Source organism: Mesorhizobium onobrychidis, from assembly GCF_024707545.1.
GTDB classification, from domain to species: Bacteria; Pseudomonadota; Alphaproteobacteria; order Rhizobiales; family Rhizobiaceae; genus Mesorhizobium; species Mesorhizobium onobrychidis.
In genome coordinates this window covers 2,135,279-2,156,437 of sequence record NZ_CP062229.1, presented here as the reverse complement: position 1 = coordinate 2,156,437, position 21,159 = coordinate 2,135,279, and the positions used below count along the sequence as shown (strand labels likewise).

15 protein-coding genes are annotated in these 21,159 nt (G+C 63.6%); 1 reads left to right on the top strand and 14 read right to left on the bottom strand.

The window, feature by feature from the left end; all coding sequences use genetic code 11:
- Nucleotides 1-81: 81 nt before the first annotated feature.
- From IHQ72_RS10610 to IHQ72_RS10580, 7 genes are all read right to left on the bottom strand, one after another.
- Nucleotides 82-1,356, bottom strand: coding sequence for an RNA polymerase sigma factor (locus IHQ72_RS10610; RefSeq protein WP_258122403.1), 1,275 nt, complete (start codon nucleotides 1,354-1,356; stop codon nucleotides 82-84).
- Complete coding sequence (locus IHQ72_RS10605; RefSeq protein WP_192358717.1) at nucleotides 1,353-1,727, bottom strand: YciI family protein; 375 nt, start codon at nucleotides 1,725-1,727, stop codon at nucleotides 1,353-1,355. The genes IHQ72_RS10610 and IHQ72_RS10605 overlap by 4 nt, the downstream gene beginning before the upstream one ends.
- A 116-nt stretch (nucleotides 1,728-1,843) precedes the next feature.
- Complete coding sequence (locus IHQ72_RS10600; RefSeq protein ID WP_258122402.1) at nucleotides 1,844-2,950, bottom strand: DNA topoisomerase IB; 1,107 nt, start codon at nucleotides 2,948-2,950, stop codon at nucleotides 1,844-1,846.
- 147 nt (nucleotides 2,951-3,097) lie between these two features.
- The gene (locus tag IHQ72_RS10595; RefSeq protein ID WP_258122401.1) at nucleotides 3,098-3,982 is read right to left on the bottom strand and encodes a transglutaminase family protein; all 885 of its coding nucleotides are present in this window, start codon (nucleotides 3,980-3,982) and stop codon (nucleotides 3,098-3,100) included.
- A 25-nt stretch (nucleotides 3,983-4,007) separates the two neighbouring features.
- Entirely contained in the window at nucleotides 4,008-6,413 is a 2,406-nt protein-coding gene (locus IHQ72_RS10590; protein ID WP_258122397.1) for a circularly permuted type 2 ATP-grasp protein, read from the bottom strand.
- A 6-nt stretch (nucleotides 6,414-6,419) separates the two neighbouring features.
- Nucleotides 6,420-9,815 (bottom strand): transglutaminase family protein, encoded by a 3,396-nt coding sequence (locus tag IHQ72_RS10585; RefSeq protein WP_258122396.1) that lies wholly within the window; start codon nucleotides 9,813-9,815, stop codon nucleotides 6,420-6,422.
- A 235-nt stretch (nucleotides 9,816-10,050) separates the two neighbouring features.
- The gene (locus IHQ72_RS10580) at nucleotides 10,051-11,241 is read right to left on the bottom strand and encodes an acyl-CoA dehydrogenase (RefSeq protein ID WP_258122395.1); all 1,191 of its coding nucleotides are present in this window, start codon (nucleotides 11,239-11,241) and stop codon (nucleotides 10,051-10,053) included.
- 163 nt (nucleotides 11,242-11,404) lie between these two features.
- Between IHQ72_RS10580 and IHQ72_RS10575 the strand changes: the two genes are divergently transcribed.
- Nucleotides 11,405-12,301 (top strand): LysR family transcriptional regulator, encoded by an 897-nt coding sequence (locus IHQ72_RS10575; RefSeq protein WP_258122394.1) that lies wholly within the window; start codon nucleotides 11,405-11,407, stop codon nucleotides 12,299-12,301.
- Here IHQ72_RS10575 and IHQ72_RS10570 read toward each other — a convergent pair whose 3' ends face one another.
- From IHQ72_RS10570 to IHQ72_RS10540, 7 genes are all read right to left on the bottom strand, one after another.
- Nucleotides 12,302-14,614: a Tex family protein gene (locus tag IHQ72_RS10570; protein WP_258123795.1), complete on the bottom strand. Its 2,313-nt coding sequence runs from the start codon at nucleotides 14,612-14,614 to the stop codon at nucleotides 12,302-12,304.
- Between the two features lie 128 nt (nucleotides 14,615-14,742).
- On the bottom strand, nucleotides 14,743-15,924 hold the full coding sequence (locus tag IHQ72_RS10565) for a serine hydrolase domain-containing protein (RefSeq protein ID WP_258122393.1): 1,182 nt from the start codon (nucleotides 15,922-15,924) through the stop codon (nucleotides 14,743-14,745).
- Between the two features lie 28 nt (nucleotides 15,925-15,952).
- Nucleotides 15,953-17,149: a serine hydrolase domain-containing protein gene (locus IHQ72_RS10560; RefSeq protein ID WP_258122392.1), complete on the bottom strand. Its 1,197-nt coding sequence runs from the start codon at nucleotides 17,147-17,149 to the stop codon at nucleotides 15,953-15,955.
- Nucleotides 17,150-17,216: 67 nt separating this feature from the next.
- Complete coding sequence (locus IHQ72_RS10555; protein ID WP_258122391.1) at nucleotides 17,217-18,251, bottom strand: ABC transporter substrate-binding protein; 1,035 nt, start codon at nucleotides 18,249-18,251, stop codon at nucleotides 17,217-17,219.
- An 11-nt stretch (nucleotides 18,252-18,262) separates the two neighbouring features.
- Nucleotides 18,263-19,069 (bottom strand): ABC transporter permease, encoded by an 807-nt coding sequence (locus IHQ72_RS10550; RefSeq protein WP_258122390.1) that lies wholly within the window; start codon nucleotides 19,067-19,069, stop codon nucleotides 18,263-18,265.
- A complete protein-coding gene (locus tag IHQ72_RS10545; RefSeq protein WP_258122389.1) occupies nucleotides 19,062-19,982 on the bottom strand; it encodes an ABC transporter permease in 921 nt (306 codons plus the stop codon). Before IHQ72_RS10545 ends, IHQ72_RS10550 begins: the two co-directional genes overlap by 8 nt.
- Nucleotides 19,982-21,076 (bottom strand): ABC transporter ATP-binding protein, encoded by a 1,095-nt coding sequence (locus IHQ72_RS10540; RefSeq protein ID WP_258122388.1) that lies wholly within the window; start codon nucleotides 21,074-21,076, stop codon nucleotides 19,982-19,984. Before IHQ72_RS10540 ends, IHQ72_RS10545 begins: the two co-directional genes overlap by 1 nt.
- Nucleotides 21,077-21,159 lie beyond the last annotated feature (83 nt).

Genomic DNA, 21,159 nt, shown 5'->3' with positions numbered 1-21,159 from the left:
GTGGCATTACTCGTTTCAGGGAAAAATCACCACCCCGGCATGGTCTAAGCCAAAGTCAGACCGTTGAACCAGCGAGTCGTCTCAGCGCGCTGTCTGCGCGGTTCCCCGCGCGGCGCCTTCCTTCATCAGCCGGTCGATATGTATGCGGATATGGGCGGCCTCAGCTGCCGTATTGGCAAGCGCGATAGCGCGGTCGAAGGCGATGCGCGCCTCCTCGCCACGACCAAGCTGCATTAGCAGGCCGCCTTTGAGGCCGAAGAAATGGAAATAGCCGGAAAGCCTTTGCTCCAACGGCTCGATCATGGCAAGTGCCGCTTCCGGCCCGCGCACCTTGGCGACCGCGACGGCGCGATTGAGCGTCACCACCGGCGACGGCTGCATCTGCTCGAGCAGGCTGTAGAGCAGCTCGATCTCGTTCCAGTCCGTGTCCTCGGGCTTTTCCGCCCGCGCATGCAGGGCGGCGATCGCCGCTTGCACCTGGTAGGGACCGGGCTTCTGATGGCGCAGCGCCTTATCGACCAGCGCCAGCCCCTCGTCGATCATCTTGCGGCTCCACAGGCTGCGGTCCTGGTCTTCGAGCAGCACGATTTCGCCGTTCTCGTCGAAACGCGCCGGCGCCCGCGCATGCTGGAGAAGCAAGAGCGCCGTCAGGCCCATGATCTCCGGCTCGGTCTGGAACAGCCTGAGCAGCAGCCGGGCCAGCCGGATTGCCTCTTCGCAGAGCGGCGCGCGGGCCGGCGCCTCGCCGCTGTTGGTCGAATAGCCTTCGTTGAAGATCAGGTAGACCATCGCGGCGACGGCGGCGAGCCGTTCGGACCGCTCGACCGCACCGGGCGTCTCGAACGGCACGCCGGCATCGGCGATGCGCGCCTTGGCACGTGTGATGCGCTGCTCCATGGCGCTTTCACCGACGAGAAAGGCGCGGGCGATCTGCTTGACGCTCAGGCCTGAAACGATGCGCAACGCCACGGCGATCTGCTGCGTCGCCGGCAGGTCGGGATGGCAGCAGATGAACAGCAGCCGCAATATGTCATCGCGGTAATGCGCGCCGTCCAGCCGTTCGGCAATATTGGTCTCGGCATCCTCCAGATCGGAGATCTGGTCCTCTTCCGGCAGCGGCGCCTGCTTGGCACGCTTGCGCACCGCGTCGATGCCGCTGTTGCGGCCAACGAAGATCAGCCAGGCTGCCGGATCGCGCGGCGGGCCGTTTGTCGGCCAGTTCTTCAGAGCTCGCAGACAAGCGTCCTGGAAGGCTTCCTCCGCCGCATCGAGATCGCGGAAGTAGCGCAGCAGCGCGCCCATCGCTTGTGGGCGGGCGGTGCTGATCGCCGTGCTGATCCAGGTGAGATCGGTCATGCGGGAATCCTGGCGGGATTGAAGAGCGAAACCGGCCGTATTTCGTAGGAGCCGCCGCTCGGGTTGACCTCGGAAAGTTCACGCGCAAAGTCGACGGCCTCGTCGAGATCGGCGCATTCGAGCGTGTAGAAGCCGAGGAACTGTTCCTTGGTTTCGGCAAATGGTCCGTCGATGACGACCGCTTCGCCCTTGACCTTTCTCAGGGTTGTCGCAGCGGTTGTCGGCAGCAGCCGCGCCACCGGGCCAAGCCGGCCAGCCTGAGCGTATTTTTCCTGCACGCCCAGGAGTTTTTCCATGACGGCATCGTCCTGTTCCTTGCTCCAGGAGCAGACGACGTCTTCGGAGGCATAGCAGAGGATAGCGTAGAGCATGGGTGTGTCCTTTTCTCTGTCAAAAGGACGAAACAGTAGGACCTATCCCGACATAACGTCGATAAAAAAATTCCGTCCTGCCAGCACAATGAAAGCCTGTGGCTGCTCTGTTCGGTTCAGCTTTCCTGCGCCTTCAACCATCTCAGAACGAGGGCTTCTTCGTCATCAAGACCGGGTATCGATCGCTTCCGCTTATTCACATCCGCCATTTCGCTGAGCAGCCGTCCTTCGGACCAGGCTTCGAAAACTTGCGGGTGGATGTAACACCTGCGGCAGATGGCGCGCGTGTTGCCCAGCCGCTCGGCCACCTTGTCGATGACGCCGTTCATCACCCGCTTCTGTTGTGCCTGGCTTTCGGGTCGTTCGATTTGCGCAAACAGTGACGCAGCATGGATGGTGCCGCCCCAGGTTCGGAAATGCTTGGAGCTGAAATCGTCCCCTGCGTTCTCCCTGATGTAGCGGTTGACTTCGTCGGAGCGGATCGGTCGCCTGCTTCCATCCTCGTCGAGATACTGGAACAGCTTCTGGCCCGGCAAATCCTGCACCCCGCGCACGATCCTGGCAATCCGGCGATCGACGAGCTTCAGCTTCCATTCCTTGCCGGACTTGCCTTTGAAAGCGAAACGCAGGCTCGAGCCATTGACGTCGACATGGCGGTCGCGCAGCGTGGTCAGCCCAAAGCTGTTGTTGTCGCGAGCGTAGGCGGCGTTGCCGACGCGGATCATTGTGTTGTCGAGCAGCCAGACCACAGCGGCGACAACGCGTTCCAGCGGCAGGCCGTGACGGCGCAGGTCGGCATCGATCTGGCGCCGCAACTCAGGCAGGCTTTCTGCAAAGGCAGCCAGGCTCGAATATTTGACGCCGTCACGCTCCTCCGCCCACAGCGCATGATACCGATATTGCTTACGCCCACGCTGATCCCGGCCAGTCGCCTGAATGTGACCGTCAGCATCCGGCGATATCCACACATCCGTCCACGCCGGCGGTATGGCGAGCGCCTCGATGCGGGTCATAGTGTCGTCGTCGACACCCTGCCCGCCAGGTCCTTTGTATGAAAATCCCCTGCCAGTCCTAAAACGGCGGATACCGGGCTCAGCGTCAGTGATGTAGGTGAGTGAGGCTCGATCGGCAGAGGCTTGCGACCCATTTTTCGGCGCCCCGTTCTTTGGTGCAACCTCCCTGGCAGCCGATTGGCCAGACGACGACCCGGATTTGTCCAGCATATCCTCTCCACGGAATTTTCCCGTAGATAAGCGACGGACCGGCCGCTGGTTCCGCCATGGCTTTCACAAACATGTCAGGCTGACCGCATGAGAACCCGTCTTCCGTCTATGTTCAGCGCCTACAAATCGATGCGGCATCGCCTGCCGTCATGCTTTCTCGAGCACGACCGGAATGACGTCGACCGCTTGCTCGCCGACCTGCCCTCCGGTCGTCTTCAGGATGCCGACGATCGGCGCGACATCCGAGTAGTCGCGGCCGTGGCCGACGGTGATGTGGTCGTTGCTTGCCCGGATGCCGTTGGTCGGATCGAACTCCTGCCATCCGGTGTCGCGCCCGCACCACACCTTCACCCAGGCATGCATGGCGTCGGCCCCTTCCAGCCGCGGTTTTCCGCGCGGCGGAATGGTGCGCAGGAACCCGCTGACATAGCCGGCGGGAATGCCGAGGCCGCGTAGGCCGGCGATCATGATATGCGAAAAGTCCTGGCAGACGCCCCGCTTCAGGTCGAAGGCATCGCTTGCCCGGGTCTGCACCGTAGTCGCCTCGCCATCATAGGTGAAATCGCGGTAGATACGGCTGCACAGGTCCATGGCCGTGCTGACAGCGGAGTTGCCGGCACTGCTCCGCGCGTAACCCGTGATATCAGCATCGATGCCGGCATGGTCGCTGGCGGCCAGAAAGTGATGCGGTGTATCAGGCGACAGCGACCGCACCGCGTCGAGTTCCTCCCGCAGCCGGCGAATGTCGGGCGACACGTCAAGCCCAGGCTCCGGCCGCGAGACCGCGACGCGCGCGCTCATCCTGATGTCGAGCGCATCGTGAACGTCGCGAAAGGCGATCGACGTGACATTGTTGCCAAAGAAATCGGAAAAATCCGAGCGTTCGCTCTGCGCCGGCGCGAAGGACAGCGAAGCGGCGATCACGCGCTGCACGCCCGATATCGTCGGCGGCAGCACGCGCACCTGATGGCGGCCGCCGCCCGCCGCCGCGTCATAGTCGTAACGCAGATTGAGCCTGATGTCGTAGAGCATGCCCCGCCTTTATCTGAGCCCGCCCTTAGCCGAAATAGGCCTTGGCGAGGCTGTTGTAGAGGCCGCCGATCTCGTTGGCGAGATCGGCCAGGGCCTGCGCCGTCATGTCCGAGGGCTCCTTGATGGCGATTGCCGTGTTGAGCTGCAGGATCTCTTTCGCCGCCGGCGACATGTGCCCCTCGCCGCCGACAGCAGGCAACAGTGCGATTTCGGCCTTCAGCCGCTCGAGTTGGAACAGGATGGAGCGCGGGTTGAGCGGATCGAGCACCAGGAGGTCGATCACCGTGCGCCGGCCGGCCTGCACCGGATACTGCCGCCGGTGGGTCATGACGCTGTCGCCGATCTCCAGCATCATGTCGAGCGCGCCGTCCGGCGCCGCAGTCCTGGTCAACCGGGCCAGCGTGCGGGCGATCTGGATGCCGCGTTCCAACCGCCGGCCGATCTCCAGGAAGCGCCAGCCGGTGAAGCGGTACATATTTTCATGCAGCAGGCCGGAAAACCCGGCGAGCTTGCGCAGGATGACCGTCATCGCCCGCGTTGCGTCATCGCCCGGCGCAACCGTTGTCGCGAATTGATGAATGGTCTTCGACAGATCCTTCAGCGCCAGCCAGCCATCGGGCGAGAAGCGGTCGCGGATTTGTCCGGCGCTGTAGACGGCGCTGTCCAAGGTGCCGATCAGCCCCGGCGGGATCGCGGTTTCGACGTCGATGCCGAACGGTTCGAGATAATCTCTGATATCGGCAAGCAGCGGCATATCCGGGTCGGAGGCCTCGGCCAGCCGCACGTGATAGGCGCGCAAGATGCGCACCGTGTCTTCCGATCGCTCGATATAGCGGCCGAGCCACGTCAGGTTTTCCGCCGCGCGGCTGGGCAGGCTGCCCGGCAAGGTACGGGTGAAGCTGTCCCGCTCTTGCGGCAGCAGCGTCTCGCGCTCCACCGGTCTGTCGCTGACCACCCACACATCCGCCGCCTGGCCGCCGCGCTGCATGGCGATGGCCGTCGGGTCGAGCGAGAAGCCGACGCGGGCAAAACCGCCGGGCATCACCGTCCAGCCTTCCGGTGTTCGCGCCAGATAGACGCGCAGGGCTGCTGGCCGCGGCTCCAGCCAGCCGCCGACATAGACCGGCGTGGTCGAAAGCGTCACCGCTTCCTGTCCGACAAAGTCGCCGCCGTTCTGCTCGATCAGGGCTATCAGTGCGGCCCGCTCCCCGGCAACCAGCGCCGAGCCAAGCCTGGTGCAATCGTCGTCCTCGAAGGCAAGCCGTGTCGACAGCGCCGGACCGATCACCATGCGGTCGAGGTTAGCCAGCACATGGTCACGTTCTGCGTCCCGCCCGCACCACCATGTCGCGACGCTCGGCAAGAGAAGCTCCTCGTTGCGCAATTCGCGCGAAATCTTCGGCAGGAAGGCGAACAGCGCCCGCGTTTCCATCAGCCCGGAGCCGAGCGCGTTGACGGCTGAAAGCGCTCCCCGGCGGATCGCCTCGACCAGCCCCGGCGTGCCGATCTGCGAATCCGGCCGCAACTCCAGCGGATCGGCGAAGGCAGCGTCGAGCCGCCGCCAAAGCACGCTGACCGGCATCAACCCCGAAACGGTGCGCACCATAAGCCGGCCGCCGGAGACGGTCAGATCCTCGCCTTCGAGCAGCATGATGCCGAGATAGCGGGCGATATAGGCATGTTCGTAGTAGGTTTCGTTTAGCGGCCCCGGCGTCAGGATGGCGACACGGCCGCCTGATACTTTGGCCATGCCGTTCAGCGCGTCGCGAAAGCGACGGAAGAAGCCGGCAAGACGGTGCACATGCATCTCGCCATAGATGTCGGACAGCGCGCGCGTGGTGGCGACGCGGTTTTCCAGCGCAAAGCCGGCACCCGACGGCGCCTGCGTGCGGTCACCCAGCACCCACCAGCGGCCGTCCGGTCCACGGCCGAGCTCGAAGGCGCAGAAATGCAGGAAATGGCCGCTGGCCGGTCTGGTGCCGACGACCGGCCGCAAATATTCCGGGCTGGCCGCGATCAGCCCCGCCGGCAGGATGCCCTTCTCGACCAGGCGGTTCGGCCCGTAGATATCGGCGATCGTTTCCTCGAACAGCTCGGCCCGCTGAACCAGGCCGGCACTGATCGCGGCCCATTCCTGCTCCTCGATCAGCAGCGGTACATGCGCCAGCGGCCATTCGCGCTCATTAGCGCCGGCCTTGTCATAGACGCGGTAATAGACGCCGGCGTCGCGCAGATACTGGTCGGCGCGGGCGAAACGCTGGGCGAGCTTTTCGGGCCCCAGTTCTTCCAGTGCCTCGATGAACTCCTTCCAGACCGGACGGGGATTGCCTGATGCATCGACCATCTCGTCGACGACGCCGTCGATCGGCTGGTAGTGCTCCAGCAGGTTGTGCGGCCTGCCGCGTATTTTCTTGTGATTCCCCTTTGCCATGGCTGATCAGAGTCTTGCAGGCCGCCGCAGGTCAAGGGTCATCGGGAAATCCTCAGAGGCTTGTTCGTCGCGCAGCACGTAGCCGGACGGCGTATGGCCGCGCGGTTCGAAGCGGGCGAGCCGCCGCGCCTCCGCTTCGTTGCCGTTGACCGGGAAGGTGTCGTAGCTGCGCCCGCCGGGATGCGCGACATGGTAGACGCAGCCGCCGACCGCCCTGCCCGACCAGTGATCGTAGATGTCGAAGACCAGCGGCGTATTGACCGGCAGCGCGGGATGCAGGCCCGATGCCGGCTGCCAGGCCTTGAAGCGGACCCCCGCCACCGCGATCTCTCTGGTGTCGGTCACCTTCATCGGCACGATGCGGCCGTTGCAGACGACGGCATGACGCTCCGGGTTGAGCCCTTCCGTCTTCACCTGCAGCCGCTCGACCGAGGAATCGACGAAGCGCACCGTGCCGCCGATGGCGCCCTGCTCGCCCATGACATGCCATGGCTCCAGCGCTTGCCGCAGTTCCAGCTTGATGCCGGCATGCTGGACCTCGCCGCAGAACGGAAAGCGGAATTCGAGCTGCGCGTCGAACCATTCGGGACGGAATTCAAAGCCGTTCAGCTTGAGGTCGTCCAGCACATCGAGAAAGTCAGCCCAGACATAGTGCGGCAGCATGAAACGGTCATGCAGCGACGTGCCCCAGCGCACGAAGCGGCCATCGAGCGGGTTCTTCCAGGCGCGGGCGATAATGGCGCGCACCAGCAATTGCTGCGCGAGGCTCATGCGCGCATTGGGCGGCATTTCGAAGCCGCGGAACTCGACCAGCCCCAACCGGCCGGTCGGCCCGTCCGGCGAAAACAGCTTGTCGATGCAGATTTCCGAGCGGTGGGTGTTCCCCGTCACGTCGGTCAGAAGATTTCGGAACAGCCGGTCGACCAACCACGGCAGCGGGGCCTGACCCTTATCCGGATGCGGCACCTGCGCCATCGCGATCTCGAGCTCGTAGAGCGAATCGTGGCGCGCCTCGTCGAAACGCGGCGCCTGGCTGGTCGGGCCGATGAACAGGCCTGAGAACAGATAGGACAGCGACGGACGGCGCTGCCATTGCAGCACCAGGCTCTTCAGCAAGTCGGGGCGACGCAGGAACGGACTGTCGTTAGGTGTCGCGCCGCCGACGACGACATGGTTGCCGCCGCCGGTGCCGGTATGGCGGCCGTCGATCATGAACTTGTCAGCGCCAAGCCGCGTCTGCCGCGCCTCCTCGTAGATCGCTGTGGTCGTCGCCACGCAGTCCTGCCAGTTCGCAGCCGGATGGATGTTCACTTCGATGACGCCGGGATCCGGAGCCACGCGGATGACGTTGAGGCGCGGATCGTGCGGCGGGCTGTAGCCCTCGATATGCACCGGCAGGCCGATAGCCTTTGCCGCGTTCTCGGCCGCCGCGACCAGTTCGAGGTAATCTTCCAGCGCCTCGACCGGCGGCATGAACACACAAAGCCGTCCGTCGCGCGGCTCGACCGACAGCGCGGTGCGCACCGCGCCGCCAATCTCGGTGATCTCCTGTTCGACACGGTCCTGCTGGCCGGTCGCGGCGGTGAATGACGCCGCCTGCTGGCGGCGTGCCATTTCGTCGGCGCCTTCAAGTTCGGCCGGTGCAGCCTCCGGCAACGGAGCGGCTTCAGGCAAAATAGCCTCGCGCGCCGGCAATGGCCCGCGCGGCAGGGAAGGATCGACCGGCACGATGTAGGGGAACTGCGCCGGCGGCACATAGGGAAGCGTGCCCAGCGGCAGGCGGTAGCCGACCGGTGAATCGCCCGGCACCAGAAACAGCTTGCCGCGCCGCGTTTTCCATTTCTCCGAACGCCAGCGCGGTCCCGACGCCTGGCTGTTCCAGCGCTGGACAGGCAGCACATAGCCCGACGGCTTGGTCAGGCCGCGTTCGAACACCCGCGCCATGCGGCTGCGCTCCTCGGGGTCCTCCAGCTTCGAATTGGACGGATCGACATTCTCCGGCAGCTTGCCTTCCTTGAGCAGCCACTCGGCCGGGTCCTCATAGGCTTCGCTGACCATGGTCTTGTCGATGCCGAGTTCATCAGCAATCGCCGTCAGCAGGCCTTCAGCCTGCTTCGGCCCGACATCTGCTTCGCCTGCTTCATCTGCTTCGCTGTTTTCCCGTGCGATCAGCGACGGGTCGCTCCACACCGGCTCGCCGTCGGCGCGCCAGTACAGCGAGAAGGTCCAGCGCGGCAGGCTTTCGCCCGGATACCACTTGCCCTGCCCGTAGTGCAGGAAGCCGCCGGGCGCGAAACGCTCACGCAGCCGGCGGATCAGCGCATCGGCCTTTTCGCGTTTTGTCGGGCCGACGGCGGCGGTGTTCCACTCCTCCGCCTCGAAATCGTCGATCGACACGAAGGTCGGCTCGCCACCCATGGTCAGCCGCACGTCCCCGGCTTCCAGCGCGGCGTCAACCTGGTTGCCCAGCGCATCGAGCGCCTGCCAGCTTTCGTCGGAGAACGGCTTGGTGATGCGTGGATGCTCGGCGATGCGATCGACCCGCATGTCGAAGCCGAACTCGACATTGGCGAAGCTCGCCATGCCGGAAATGGGCGCGGCGTTGCGGAAATGCGGCGTTGCGGCGAGAGGCACATGGCTTTCGCCGGTGAGCAGTCCGGAGGTCGGGTCGAAGCCGATCCAGCCGGCGCCCGGCAGGTAGACCTCGCACCAGGCATGGAGATCGGTGAAGTCGACGGCGGTGCCGGGCGGACCGTCAAGCGCGACGAGGTCGGGCTTCAGCTGGATCAGGTAGCCGGAAACGAAGCGCGCGGCGATGCCGAGGTTCCTCAGGATCTGCACCAGCAGCCAGCTCGTATCGCGGCACGAGCCTTTCTTGGCGGCCAGCGTTTCCTCCGGCGAAAAAACGCCGGTTTCCATGCGCACGATATAGGCGATCTCGCGCTGCAGGCGCGCATTGAGGTCGACGACGAAATTGACGGTGTTGGTTGGGTGGCGATCGATGGTTTGCAGGAACGCCGACAGCAGCGGTCCGGCCGGTTCCGGCGTCCGGTAGATGGCGAGATCGGCGCTGATCTCTTCCGGGTATTCGAACGGAAAGATCTCGGCCGACGGCTCGACGAAAAAATCGAACGGATTGTAGACCGTCATGTCGGCGACGAGGTCGACCTCGATCTTCAGCTCCGTCACCGGTTCCGGAAACACGAAGCGGGCGAGGAAGTTGCCGTAGGGATCCTGCTGCAGATTGACGAAGTGGTTCGCCGGCTCGACCTTCAGCGAATGGCTGAGCACCTTGGTGCGGGAATGCGGCGCCGGCTGCAGCCTGATGACCTGAGGGCCGAGAACAACCGGCCGGTCATATTTGTAATGGGTCAGGTGGTAGACGGCTGCCAGAATTGCCATGGGGCCTCGAAAGTCGGCGTTTCAAACGAATTCGCCGAACCCTGACACAAATGCTGGCCATTCTCCAAGCAGAGATGTTGCGGTGCACCTAATTTAAGCGGCTATTGAATGCTGCAATTTCGCTTAATACGACTGGCCACCACCGGCCTCCAGCGTCTGCGATTGGCGAAAGCCCTCGCGTCTTCGTCATCCTCGGGTCAAGCCCGAGGATGACGAAGCGAAGGACATGGCCGGCTTAGAAAAACGCCTGCAATCCCGTCTGCGCCCGCCCGAGGATCAGCGCATGCACGTCATGCGTGCCCTCATAGGTGTTGACCGTCTCCAGGTTCTGCGCGTGGCGCATGACATGGTAGCCGATCTGGATGCCGTTGCCGCCATGCATGTCACGGGCCTGGCGGGCAATGTCGAGCGCCTTGCCGCAATTGTTGCGCTTGACGATCGAGATCATCTCCGGCGCCATCTTGCCTTCATCCATCAGCCGCCCGACGCGCAGGCTGGCCTGCAGCCCCAGAGCGATCTCGGTCTGCATGTCGGCGAGCTTCTTCTGGAAAAGCTGCGTGCCGGCCAGCGGCTTGCCGAACTGCTTGCGGTCGAGGCCGTATTGGCGGGCCCGGTGCCAGCAATCCTCCGCCGCGCCCATCGCGCCCCATGAGATACCGTAACGCGCCCGGTTGAGGCAGCCGAACGGCCCCTTCAAGCCGGAGACATTGGGCAGCAGCGCATCTTCGCCGACCTCGACGCCTTCCATCACCACTTCGCCGGTGATCGATGCGCGAAGCGACAGCTTGCCGCCGATCTTCGGTGCCGACAGCCCCTTCATGCCTTTTTCCAGGACGAAGCCGCGAATTTCGTTTCCATGCGCGGCCGACTTTGCCCAGACGACAAATACATCGGCGATCGGCGCGTTGGAAATCCACATTTTCGAGCCGGAGATCTTGTAGCCGTTCGCCGTCTTTTCGGCCCGCGTCTTCATGCCGCCGGGGTCGGAACCGGCATCCGGCTCGGTCAGGCCGAAGCAGCCGATCCATTCGCCCGACGCCAGCTTCGGCAGGTACTTCTTGCGTTGCGCCTCCGAGCCATAGGAATGGATCGGATACATCACCAGCGACGACTGCACGCTCATCATCGAGCGATAGCCAGAATCGATACGCTCGACTTCGCGCGCCACCAGCCCATAGGTGACGTAGTTGGCGCCGAGCCCGCCATATTCTTCCGGGATGGTAATGCCGAGCAGACCCGCCTCGCCCATCTCGCGAAAGATCCCGGCATCGGTCTTTTCCTCGAGATAGGCTTCCTCGATTCTGGGGGCGAGCTTGTCGGCGGCGAATGCCGATGCGCCATCACGCACCATCCGTTCGTCTTCCGAAAGCTGGTTCTCGATCAGGAAAGGATCATCCCAGACGAATGCGTTCTTGTCGGCGGCCATGGCTCTCGGTCTCCAAACTCTTGCATGTTACCCAAAAATGTTCGGCGGTTTTAGGATAACGACATGCATAAACAAAAATCATGAAGTGCGCGGCTTATCGGCTCCCGGCTTGAAAAAATCAAACGAAATTGCTTCGGCGATCAATGAGCACTAGTAATGGATCATGAACGTTCAGCGCCGCCTTCTGCCTGGTATCAGCGCCCTTGCCGCTTTCGAGGCGGTGGCTCGATTGGGCAGCTTCACCGCCGCCGCGCAGGAGCTTGATCTGACTCAAGGCGCCGTCAGCCGCCAGATCAGGCTGCTGGAGGACCAGTTCGGCCGCCGGCTGTTCGAACGCGACAGCCGCAATGTCCGGCTGTCGGCGGCAGGCGAGATTTATGCCGAAGCGGTGCGCGCCGCCCTTGGCCAGTTGCGCGATGCAGCCCTGGGATTGATGAGCAATCGGCATAGTGGCATCTTGAACCTCGCCATCCTGCCGACCTTCGGCACGCGCTGGCTGATGCCGCTCATCCCGGATTTCGTTGAAAACAACCCCGACATCACCATCAATTTCGTCACTCGCATCGGCCGCTTCGACTTCGCCCGCGAGAGGCTCGACGCCGCCATCCATTTCGGCCTGCCCGACTGGCCGGACGCCGACTCGACACTGCTGGTGCGCGAGACGGTGGTGCCAGTGGTCTCGCCCGAATTTCTGGCCGGCCGGGATCTTGCCACACCTGCCGATATCGGCCGCCTGCCGCTGTTGCATATGGCGACGCGGCCCGGCGCATGGACCGAGTGGTTCGAACATCAGGGTTTGAGCGCGCCGACCGGACCGGGCATGCAGTTCGAGCAATTCGGCACCGCCGCCCAGGCCTGCATGGCCGGGCTCGGCGTGGCGCTGCTGCCGCAGGTGCTCATATCAGGCGAATTACAGCGCGGCCAGTTGGTGCCGGCGCCGGGTCGGCCGATGCAAAGCCGCAGCGCCTATTATCTCGTCGTGCCGCACGACAAGCGCGGCCATCCGCCGGTCGCCAGTTTTCGCGACTGGCTGCTGGGCCATGTGCCGCCGGAGAAGTAGCTACTTCCGCTTCAACGCATCGGCCAACGCGGCGCCGAACGCGCCTTGTTGCACCGGCCTTTCCGCCTGACGCAGCGGCGCCGGCGCGCGCGGCACCGGTCTGTTGCCGTTGTCGCGCGGCTTCGGTGTACCGCCGTCACCATCCTTGCGCATCGAAAGGCCGATGCGCTTGCGCTTGATGTCGATGTCGACGACGCGCACCTTGACCACGTCGCCGGCTTTCACCACCTCATGCGCGTCCTTGACGAAACGGTCGGCCAGTTGCGAGACATGCACCAAGCCGTCCTGATGCACGCCGATATCGACGAAGGCGCCGAAAGCGGCGACATTGGTGACAGTGCCCTCCAGCAGCATGCCTGGCTTCAAATCCTTGATGTCATCGACGCCGTCGGCGAAGGTCGCGGTCTTGAAGCCGGGGCGCGGATCGCGACCGGGCTTTTCCAGTTCCGCCAGGATATCGCGGACCGTCGGCAGGCCGAACCGCTCATCGACGAAGACACGCGGATCGAGCGCCTTGAGAGCGGCACTGTCGCCCATCAGCGAACGGAGGTCACGTCCGCAGGCCGCTACAATCTTTTTCGCCACGCCATAGGCTTCCGGATGCACGGCCGAGGCATCGAGCGGTTCGGTGCCGTTGGGAATGCGCAGGAAGCCGGCGCATTGCTCGAACGCGCGGGGTCCAAGGCGAGAGACCTTCAACAGGTCACGGCGGCTGGCGAAGGGGCCGGCCGCGTCACGGTGCGCAATGATCGCCTCGGCCAGCGATGCGCCAAGACCCGAAACCCGCGCCAGAAGCGGCGCCGAGGCGGTGTTGAGGTCGACGCCGACGGCATTGACCGCGTCCTCGACCACCGCTTCCAGCGAGCGGCTGAGCCGATACTGGTCGACGTCATGCTGATACTGGCCGACGCCGATCGACTTCGGCTCGATCTTGACCAGTTCGGCGAGCGGATCCTGCAGACGCCTGGCGATCGACACCGCGCCGCGCAGCGACACGTCGAGGCCGGGAAATTCCGCCGCCGCCGTTGCCGAGGCGGAATAGACCGAAGCACCCGCTTCGCTGACGATCACCTTGAGCGGCTTCGGCCCAGAATCCGACGGCATGTCCGACAGCATGTCGGTCACCAGCCTTTCCGTCTCGCGGCTGCCGGTGCCGTTGCCGATGGAAATCAACTCGACCTTGTGCAGGCGGATGAGCTTTGCGAGTTCGGCTTGCGTGCCGCGCACATCGTTCCTTGGCGGAAACGGATAGACCGTCGTCGTCGCCAGCAGCTTGCCGGTGCCGTCCACAACCGCCACCTTGACGCCGGTGCGGATGCCGGGGTCGAGCCCCATCGTGGCGCGCGAGCCGGCCGGGGCAGCGAGCAGCAAATCCTTCAGATTGCGGGCGAAGACATGGATCGCCTCCTCCTCGGCCCGCTCGCGCAGATCCCGCATCAAATCGAGCGTCAGGTGCAGCGACAGCTTTATACGCCAGGTCCAGCCGGCCACCTCCATCAGCCAGCGATCGCCCGGCAACTGGCGGCCGATGGCGTAGGCGTCGGCAATCATCCGTTCGACCGGCTTCACCGGAGACGCGTCGTCGGCATCGACCTCGATGTCGAGCGACAGCACTTCTTCGTTGCGGCCGCGCAGCATGGCCAGCGCGCGATGGCTCGGCACATTGGCCCAGCGCTCGACATGGTCGAAATAGTCGGAGAATTTCGCGCCGGCTTCCTGCTTGCCGTCGACGACGCGTGACCGCATGAAGGCGCGTTCCTTCATGTAGGTCCGCAGTCTGCCGACCAGATCGGCATTCTCAGCGAACTGCTCGGACAGGATGTCGCGCGCGCCCTCGAGCGCCGCCTTGCCGTCGGCCACCTCTTCACTGATGTAGGCCAGCGCCAGTTCGGCGGGCACCGCCGCGCGGTCGGCAAGGATAGCGTCTGCCAGCGGTCCCAAGCCACGCTCGCGCGCGATCTCCGCCTTGGTCCGGCGTTTCGGCTTGTAGGGCAGATAGACGTCTTCGAGTTCCGCCTTGGTGACGGCCGCCGCGATCTTGGTTTCAAGCTCTTCGGTCAGCTTGCCCTGCTCGCGGATCGAACCGAGGATGGTGTCGCGGCGCGCGTCGAGCTCGCGCAGATAGGCGAGCCGTTCGGCAAGCAGGCGCAGTTGCGTGTCGTCCAGGCCGCCGGTGACTTCCTTGCGGTAGCGCGCCACGAACGGCACCGTCGCACCTTCGTCCAGCAGCCCGATCGCCGCCGCGGCCTGTTCGGGCCGGGCAGTGATCTCGGCTGCGATGATTGCTGCGATGCGCTTGATGTCGGATGCCATGTCGTTCCTGCCGTCCTGTAGAAAAGAGCAGCGACCATAGGCGCAGAGCGTCGCTCCGCCAACCGCGGCGTCTTCAACCGCCCAATAGCTCCACAGGAAAGCTGCCATCGCGGTCGGTCTGGATCGGCTCAGACCATCCGGGTCAGTGCCTCGAAGAAAGCAATCATGTCGAGATCGAGCGGCTCGTCGACCGGCTCCGGCTGCGACGACATCTTGGCGATGACGACCTCGGCCGTCGGATTGACGTAGAGCCACTGGCCGTGGATGCCGATGCCGCAGAAGGCGCCGCTTGCCGCACCGGTCTGGTACCATTTGTTGCGGTAGCGGCCTTGCGGAAAGAGGAACGCCATCGTGCCACGCTGCCAGGCCTCAGTGTCTCCGCCTGTGCTGACAGTGTCGCGCACCCAGGCTTCCGGCACGACGCGCCGGCCATTGGCCATGCCGCCTTGCCGCATCATCTCGCCGACCCGCGCCAGGTCGCGCGGCGTCACCGAAATGCCGCCGGCCGTGCGCGCGGTGCCTTCCCTGTCGACCGTCACCGACGCTTCGCTCGTTGCACCAAGCGGCAGCCACAATTTCTCGCGCATCAGTTCGGCGAAGCACTGGCCGGACGCGCGCTCGAGCAGGATGCCGAGTAGGTCGGAATTGGGCGAGCGGTAGCGGAACGTCCGGCCATGCGGCTCGGCAAGGCGCTGCAGCGTCAGGATGAAATCGGTCAGGCTTTCCGTGCCGCCACCCGGATTCCACAGCGTCGCGCGGCGATAGCGGGCAAAGGCGCTTTCCGGATCGAGATAGGCTTCTTCGAAGTCAAGGCTGACGGTCATGTCGAGCACATGCCGCACACTGGCATCGCCATAGGCCGAGCCGGCAGCTTCCGGCAGATAGTGGGTCACCGGAGCCTGCGGATCAAAAATCCCCCCGCCTTCCAATATGCCGGCCAGAATGGCGGTCAGCGACTTGCTGATCGAGAAGATGATGTGGCGGGCGCCGAACTGCATATGCGGTGCAAACCAGTCGCCGACGATCTTGCGGGCTTTCATGATTGTCAGCGCGTCGGTATCGGAACGCGTGAGAAAGGCCGCAACGGTCTCCGGCCCGCCGGCCAGCGCGACCTTTTCGTCAAGCAGCCCACCGAAATCCTGAACCGGTATTTCGCCACTGCCCGGCACGGCTGCGACACGTACGCTCGGCACCAACTCGCCGACATTCTGGAACGACCACCGGCTGAACGGGCTTTCGCGCCAGTTGTCGAGCAGCACCTGGTTGCGGGCAAAGCCATGTCTGGTCTCGAACGCGGTCTTGCCGGTCATGGCGTTCCCTCTCGATTTTCTTTGGAACTTAGGCCAGCGCGGCGGCGATCGCGTGCACGGCCTTCATCGTCGCCACCGAGTAGGCGATGTCGGTGAAATCCGGGTAACTCGAAAGCTTCACCACCACCATTCTCGTGTTCCAGTCGATATGGATCAGCTGGCCGAACACGCCCCGGCACATCAGCGCGCGCGAGCGCGGATCCTCGATCCAGAACTGGTTGCGGTAGCTGCCTTCCGGCAGGCTGGGATTGAAGTCCGGTCCATGCCTGCCGTTGCGCGTCGCTTCGACCCAGTCGGCCGGCACCACGCCGCCGCCATTGTCGAGGATCAGCTGGCCGAAGCGGCCATAGTCGCGCAGCGTGGCGTTGAAGCCGCCGTCGGCGATGGCGTAGCCGGCACTGTCGACGGTGAAGCAGGCGCTTTCATCCGCGCCAAGCTTTTGCCAGAGTTCCTCCGAAACCAGCTGCGCCAGCCGCATGCCGGATATTCGTTCCATGATGAAGGCGAGCACGTCGGTCTCGATCGAACGGTATTCGAAGGCAGCGCCATGCGGCCGGCCTGTCTCCTTGAGCCGCAGGATCAATTCGAACATATGCGACGGCCATTCGAAGGCCGGATCGCTGTCCGGCGGCACCGGTTTCCAGCCGCTGGCGACATCGACCTGGCCGATATCGGAATAGCGGTCGGTGTATTCCTCGGAAAAACGCACGCCGGTCGTCATATCGAGCACATGCTGCACGCTGGCGCCGGCCCAGCCGGTAGCTTCCAGCTCCGGCAAATAGGTCGTCACCGGCAAGGCAGGATCGATAAGCCCGCGCCCGGCCAGTATGCCGAACACCGAGCCCGTGACCGATTTCGCCATCGACTGCGACAAATGCAGCGTGCGCTCGGTCATGCCGTTGCAATAGCGCTCATAGGCGATCTTGCCGTCCTTGAGCACGAGGAAGCCGTCCGTATAGGTTTCGTCCAGCAGCCCGGTCAGCGTCGTAGGCTGCCCCGTGCTGTCGCTCACCGGCAGCGCATCGAGATCGACCTCGGTCCGCTCGAACCGGCGGCGATGGCCATTGCCGCGCCAGACTTCGACGGTTGGCAGAATTTCGCGGATGTGCTGGAACGCCCAGCGGTTCCATGGTCCCCTGTCCCAGTCAAGCTTCGGCGGCACCATTTTGGGCGGCGAGCCCTGCATGATCGGCGGCACCGGTTCGGTGTTGCGGTAGGAAGTCATGAGATGCATCCCGGCAAACATGAAAACGGACCCGGCGGCACCCGCCGCCGGGTCCGTCACAATGCGATCACTTCTGCAGTTCGGTCCATATCCTGGTGTAGAGTGCCTGCACGTCGGGCGCGCAGTTCAGCATGAACTTGCCCTTGTCGACGAACTCGGCGGGGATGTTGACCTCCGGCGCCGTTTTCATGTCCTCAGGCATGAAGGCTTCCGATCCCTTGATGCCGTTGGCGTAGCGGGCGAAAGACGAGATCAGCGCGGCGTTCTCGGGATCCATGATGAAGTTCTGGAACAACTTGGCGTTTTCGACGTTCTTGGCGTCCTTCAGCACCGCGAGATTGTCCATCCAGATCGGATAGCCCTCCTTCGGATAGCCATAGACGATGTCCTTGTTCTGCAGGCGGGAGCGGAAGGACGCGCCGTTCCAGTCGACGCTGGCTGCGAAGTCGCCCTTGGCGAACTTCTCGACCGTGCCGTAGTCCATGGAGATCCATTTCGGCTTGGCCGCCACCAGCGCATCGCGCACCTTCTTCAGCACCTCCTTGTCGCCGGTGCAGGGCTCGCCGCCGACATATCTGATAGCGAGATGCATGACATCGGCCATTTCGGGAACGACGTTGACCTTGCCGACCAGTTCCTGCGGCGGGTCCATGAAGATGGCGGAAGTGTTGGGATCGCCCTTGTAGACGGAGGTGTTGACCGTCACGCCGGTCGTGCCCCACTGCCACGGTACGGTGTATTTGCGGCCTGGATCGAAGGGAACGTCGACCCATTTCGGGTCCATGTTCTTGAAGTTCTCCATCTTGCTGGGCTCTGTCTCCGAGAGCAGCCCTTCCTGAATCCAGATCGGCACGAAGCTCGCCGAAGGCACCACGATGTCGAAGCCGCTGCCGCCTTGCCTGATCTTGGCGAGCGCGGTGTCGTTGGAATCGTAGTCGGTGACTGTCACCTTGACCTTGTATTTTTCCTCGAATTTCTTGATGAGGTCGGGGCTGGTGTAGTTGCCCCAATTGTAGATGTTGAGTTCGCCATCGGCGCGGGCGAGACCCGCCGAGGCGAACAGCGCGGCGCTGAGTGCCGTCGCAGTCAGTTTCCACTTCATTGTTTCTCCTGTCACTCCTGATCCTTTTTCCTGCTGATGAAAAAGAAGACGGTGACGATCAATATCGAGATCAGCAGGAACACCGTCGAAATCGCGTTGATTTCCGGCGTGATAACGCGCCGGAACTGGCCGAGCATGTAGGTCGGCAACGTGTCCTGGCCGCCGGACTTGACGAACTCCGTGATGACGACGTCGTCCAGCGAGATGACGAAAGCCAGCATCAGCCCGGCAAGGATGCCTGGCCAGAGCAGCGGAAAGGTGACGCGCCGAAAAGCCTTCCAGGGTGTCGCGTAGAGGTCGGCCGCCGCGATCTCCAACGACAGATCCATGTTCTCGAGCCGCGCCCGGATCGGCAGATAGGCAAAGGGAATGCAAAAGGCCGTATGCGCGGCCATCAGGTAGCCCAGCCCCGAATAGCCGGTCCAGATCTTGATGCGAGAGAAAAAGATCAGCAGCGCCACCGCGGTGACGATCTCCGGCACCATCAGCGGCTGGTTGATGAAGGCGTATTTGAAGCCGAGGCCGGGATAGGGTTTCGTCCGGGTCGTAGCGAGTGCAGCCATGGTGGCGACGATCGTGCCAATAGTCGCGGCGACCGAAGCGATTTGCAGCGACCGGATGGAGGCATCGACGACCTGGCTGTTGTTCCAGGCCTGGTAGAACCAGCGCAGCGACACGCCTTCCCAGATCGCGATCGAATTGCCGGCGTTGAAGGCATAGACGACAACCGTGACAATCGGCAGGTACAGCGCGAAAAAGCAGATCATCGCGATGGTCGTGAAGCCGGTCTGCCGGCGAATGTCGAAGCGGCTAGCCATGCGCGCCGCCCTGGCGCCCGGCGGAGCGGACATAGAAGAGCAGCGCGACCATCACGATCGCCATCAGCGAGAGCGACAGCGCCGAGCCGAGCGGCCAGTTACGGCCTTGCCCGAACTGCAGCTCGATCAGATTGCCGAGCATCATATTCTTCGACCCGCCGAGCACGCGCGGGGTGACATAGGCGCCCAGCGCCGGGATGAAAACGAGGATCGAGCCGGCGATGATGCCAGGCTTGACCAGCGGAATGATGACACGCCTCAGCACCTGGAACCGGTTGGCGTAGAGGTCGTAACCCGCCTCGACCAGCCGGAAGTCGATCTTCTCCATGCTGGCATAGAGCGGCAGCACCATCAGCGGCAGATAGACATAGGTCATGCCGACCATCAGCGCGAAATCGGTGAACATCATCTGGATCGGCTGGCTGATGATGCCGAGCTTGATGAGCACCGTGTTGACGATGCCCTCGTTGCGGATCACCTCCTGGATGGCGAAGGTGCGGATCAGCAGATTGGTCCAGAAGGGGATGGTGATCAGGAACAGCCAGACGTTGCGCTGCCGCGCGGGCCGTGTGGCGATGAAATAGGCGGTAGGGAAGCCAAAGAGCAGCGTGAAGATCGTTGTCATAAACGACAGCTTGGCCGAGCGCCAGAAGATCGACAGATGCGCGTCGGCGAAGGCCAGCGTATCGTCGAAGATGTCGCGCTGCATCAACACCGACAGCCAGCCGTCCGTGGAGAATTTCCAAACCACATCGCCGTAGGGCCCCGGCGTCAGGAATGAGTAGATCACGACGATCAGCAGAGGGCCGGTCGCCGCGAGAAAGATGATGATCAGTGCCGGCGCCGACAGCAGCCAGCGATCGCGGATTTCACGGCGTTCGGCGTCCTTGGCGACTTGTTCCGCGCTCGCCATCAGTCCCTCAGCACTTGTGCGGCGTCGTTGCCGATCGAAATGCCGACCTTGTCGCCCCGCTCAAAACCGCAGCCGGCGCTGCGCGTGTTCTGCTGGCGCACGGTGAAGGACTCGCTGCTGTCCAGTCGAACATGGATATGCGTGTCGGTGCCGAAATAGACGATGTTTTCGACCGTGCCCGACAGGTCGCCCTTGCCGCTGGTCAGCTTGGCATGTTCCGGCCTGACCACCACGGTGGCATTGTCCTTCGGCTGAAAGCCCTCGGCCACGGTCGCGTCGATCGTGGCGCCGGATTTGAGCGTTGCGCTTGCCTTGCCGTTGCCCATTCCTGATATGGCCGCGGTCAGGAAATTGGTTTCGCCGATGAAGTCGGCGACGAAGCGCTCCGCCGGCTTGTCGTAGATATCCCAGGGCGTTCCGACCTGCAGGATCTTGCCCGACGACATCACCGCGATGCGGTCCGACATGGTCAGCGCTTCTTCCTGGTCGTGGGTGACGAAGATGAAGGTGATGCCGGTCTCGTGCTGCAGCCGCTTCAGCTCGATCTGCATCTCCTTGCGCAGCTTGAAGTCGAGCGCCGACAGCGGCTCGTCGAGCAGCAGCACTTTCGGCTGCGGCGCCAGTGCCCGCGCCAGCGCCACGCGCTGCTGCTGGCCGCCGGAAATCTGGCTGGTGCGGCGACCGCTGAGCGCCTCCATCTTGACCAGCTTCAGCATCTCGGCGACCCGCGCCTTCACTTCGGCCTTGGGCTTGCCGAGCATTTCGAGGCCGAAGCCAATGTTCTCGGCCACCGTCATATGCGGGAACAGCGCATAATTCTGGAACACGGTATTGACCGGCCGCTTGAACGGCGGCAGCGGCGCGATGTCCTGGCCATGCAGCAGGATCTCGCCGGCGCTCGGGAAATCGAAGCCGGCGATCAGCCGCAGAAGCGTCGTCTTCCCGCAGCCGGATGGACCAAGCAGCGTGAAGAACTCATTTTCGCGGATCGACACCGAAACCGTGTCGAGGGCGGCGACCTGTGACTCCCCGGTACCGAATACCTTGCGGACGCCACGAACTTCAATTGCACTTTTACCCGGTTGTTCCGGCACGATTACCCCATTCTTGTGTCCGCTCTTCAGGGCGGATCCAGTTCCCACTCGATTGTCAGCACACGGCGCATGGCTTGGCAAGC

What these genes read in the sequence shown, in the direction of transcription:
- IHQ72_RS10560 (WP_258122392.1), bottom strand. Translation starts at nt 17,149, where the DNA reads ATGACTTCCTACCGCAACACCGAACCGGTGCCGCCGATCATGCAGGGC.
- IHQ72_RS10585 (WP_258122396.1), bottom strand. Translation starts at nt 9,815, where the DNA reads ATGGCAATTCTGGCAGCCGTCTACCACCTGACCCATTACAAATATGAC.
- IHQ72_RS10610 (WP_258122403.1), bottom strand. Translation starts at nt 1,356, where the DNA reads ATGACCGATCTCACCTGGATCAGCACGGCGATCAGCACCGCCCGCCCA.
- IHQ72_RS10545 (WP_258122389.1), bottom strand. Translation starts at nt 19,982, where the DNA reads ATGGCGAGCGCGGAACAAGTCGCCAAGGACGCCGAACGCCGTGAAATC.
- IHQ72_RS10555 (WP_258122391.1), bottom strand. Translation starts at nt 18,251, where the DNA reads ATGAAGTGGAAACTGACTGCGACGGCACTCAGCGCCGCGCTGTTCGCC.
- IHQ72_RS10600 (WP_258122402.1), bottom strand. Translation starts at nt 2,950, where the DNA reads ATGCTGGACAAATCCGGGTCGTCGTCTGGCCAATCGGCTGCCAGGGAG.
- IHQ72_RS10580 (WP_258122395.1), bottom strand. Translation starts at nt 11,241, where the DNA reads ATGGCCGCCGACAAGAACGCATTCGTCTGGGATGATCCTTTCCTGATC.
- IHQ72_RS10605 (WP_192358717.1), bottom strand. Translation starts at nt 1,727, where the DNA reads ATGCTCTACGCTATCCTCTGCTATGCCTCCGAAGACGTCGTCTGCTCC.
- IHQ72_RS10595 (WP_258122401.1), bottom strand. Translation starts at nt 3,982, where the DNA reads ATGCTCTACGACATCAGGCTCAATCTGCGTTACGACTATGACGCGGCG.
- IHQ72_RS10590 (WP_258122397.1), bottom strand. Translation starts at nt 6,413, where the DNA reads ATGGCAAAGGGGAATCACAAGAAAATACGCGGCAGGCCGCACAACCTG.
- IHQ72_RS10570 (WP_258123795.1), bottom strand. Translation starts at nt 14,614, where the DNA reads ATGGCATCCGACATCAAGCGCATCGCAGCAATCATCGCAGCCGAGATC.
- IHQ72_RS10575 (WP_258122394.1), top strand. Translation starts at nt 11,405, where the DNA reads ATGAACGTTCAGCGCCGCCTTCTGCCTGGTATCAGCGCCCTTGCCGCT.
- IHQ72_RS10550 (WP_258122390.1), bottom strand. Translation starts at nt 19,069, where the DNA reads ATGGCTAGCCGCTTCGACATTCGCCGGCAGACCGGCTTCACGACCATC.
- IHQ72_RS10565 (WP_258122393.1), bottom strand. Translation starts at nt 15,924, where the DNA reads ATGACCGGCAAGACCGCGTTCGAGACCAGACATGGCTTTGCCCGCAAC.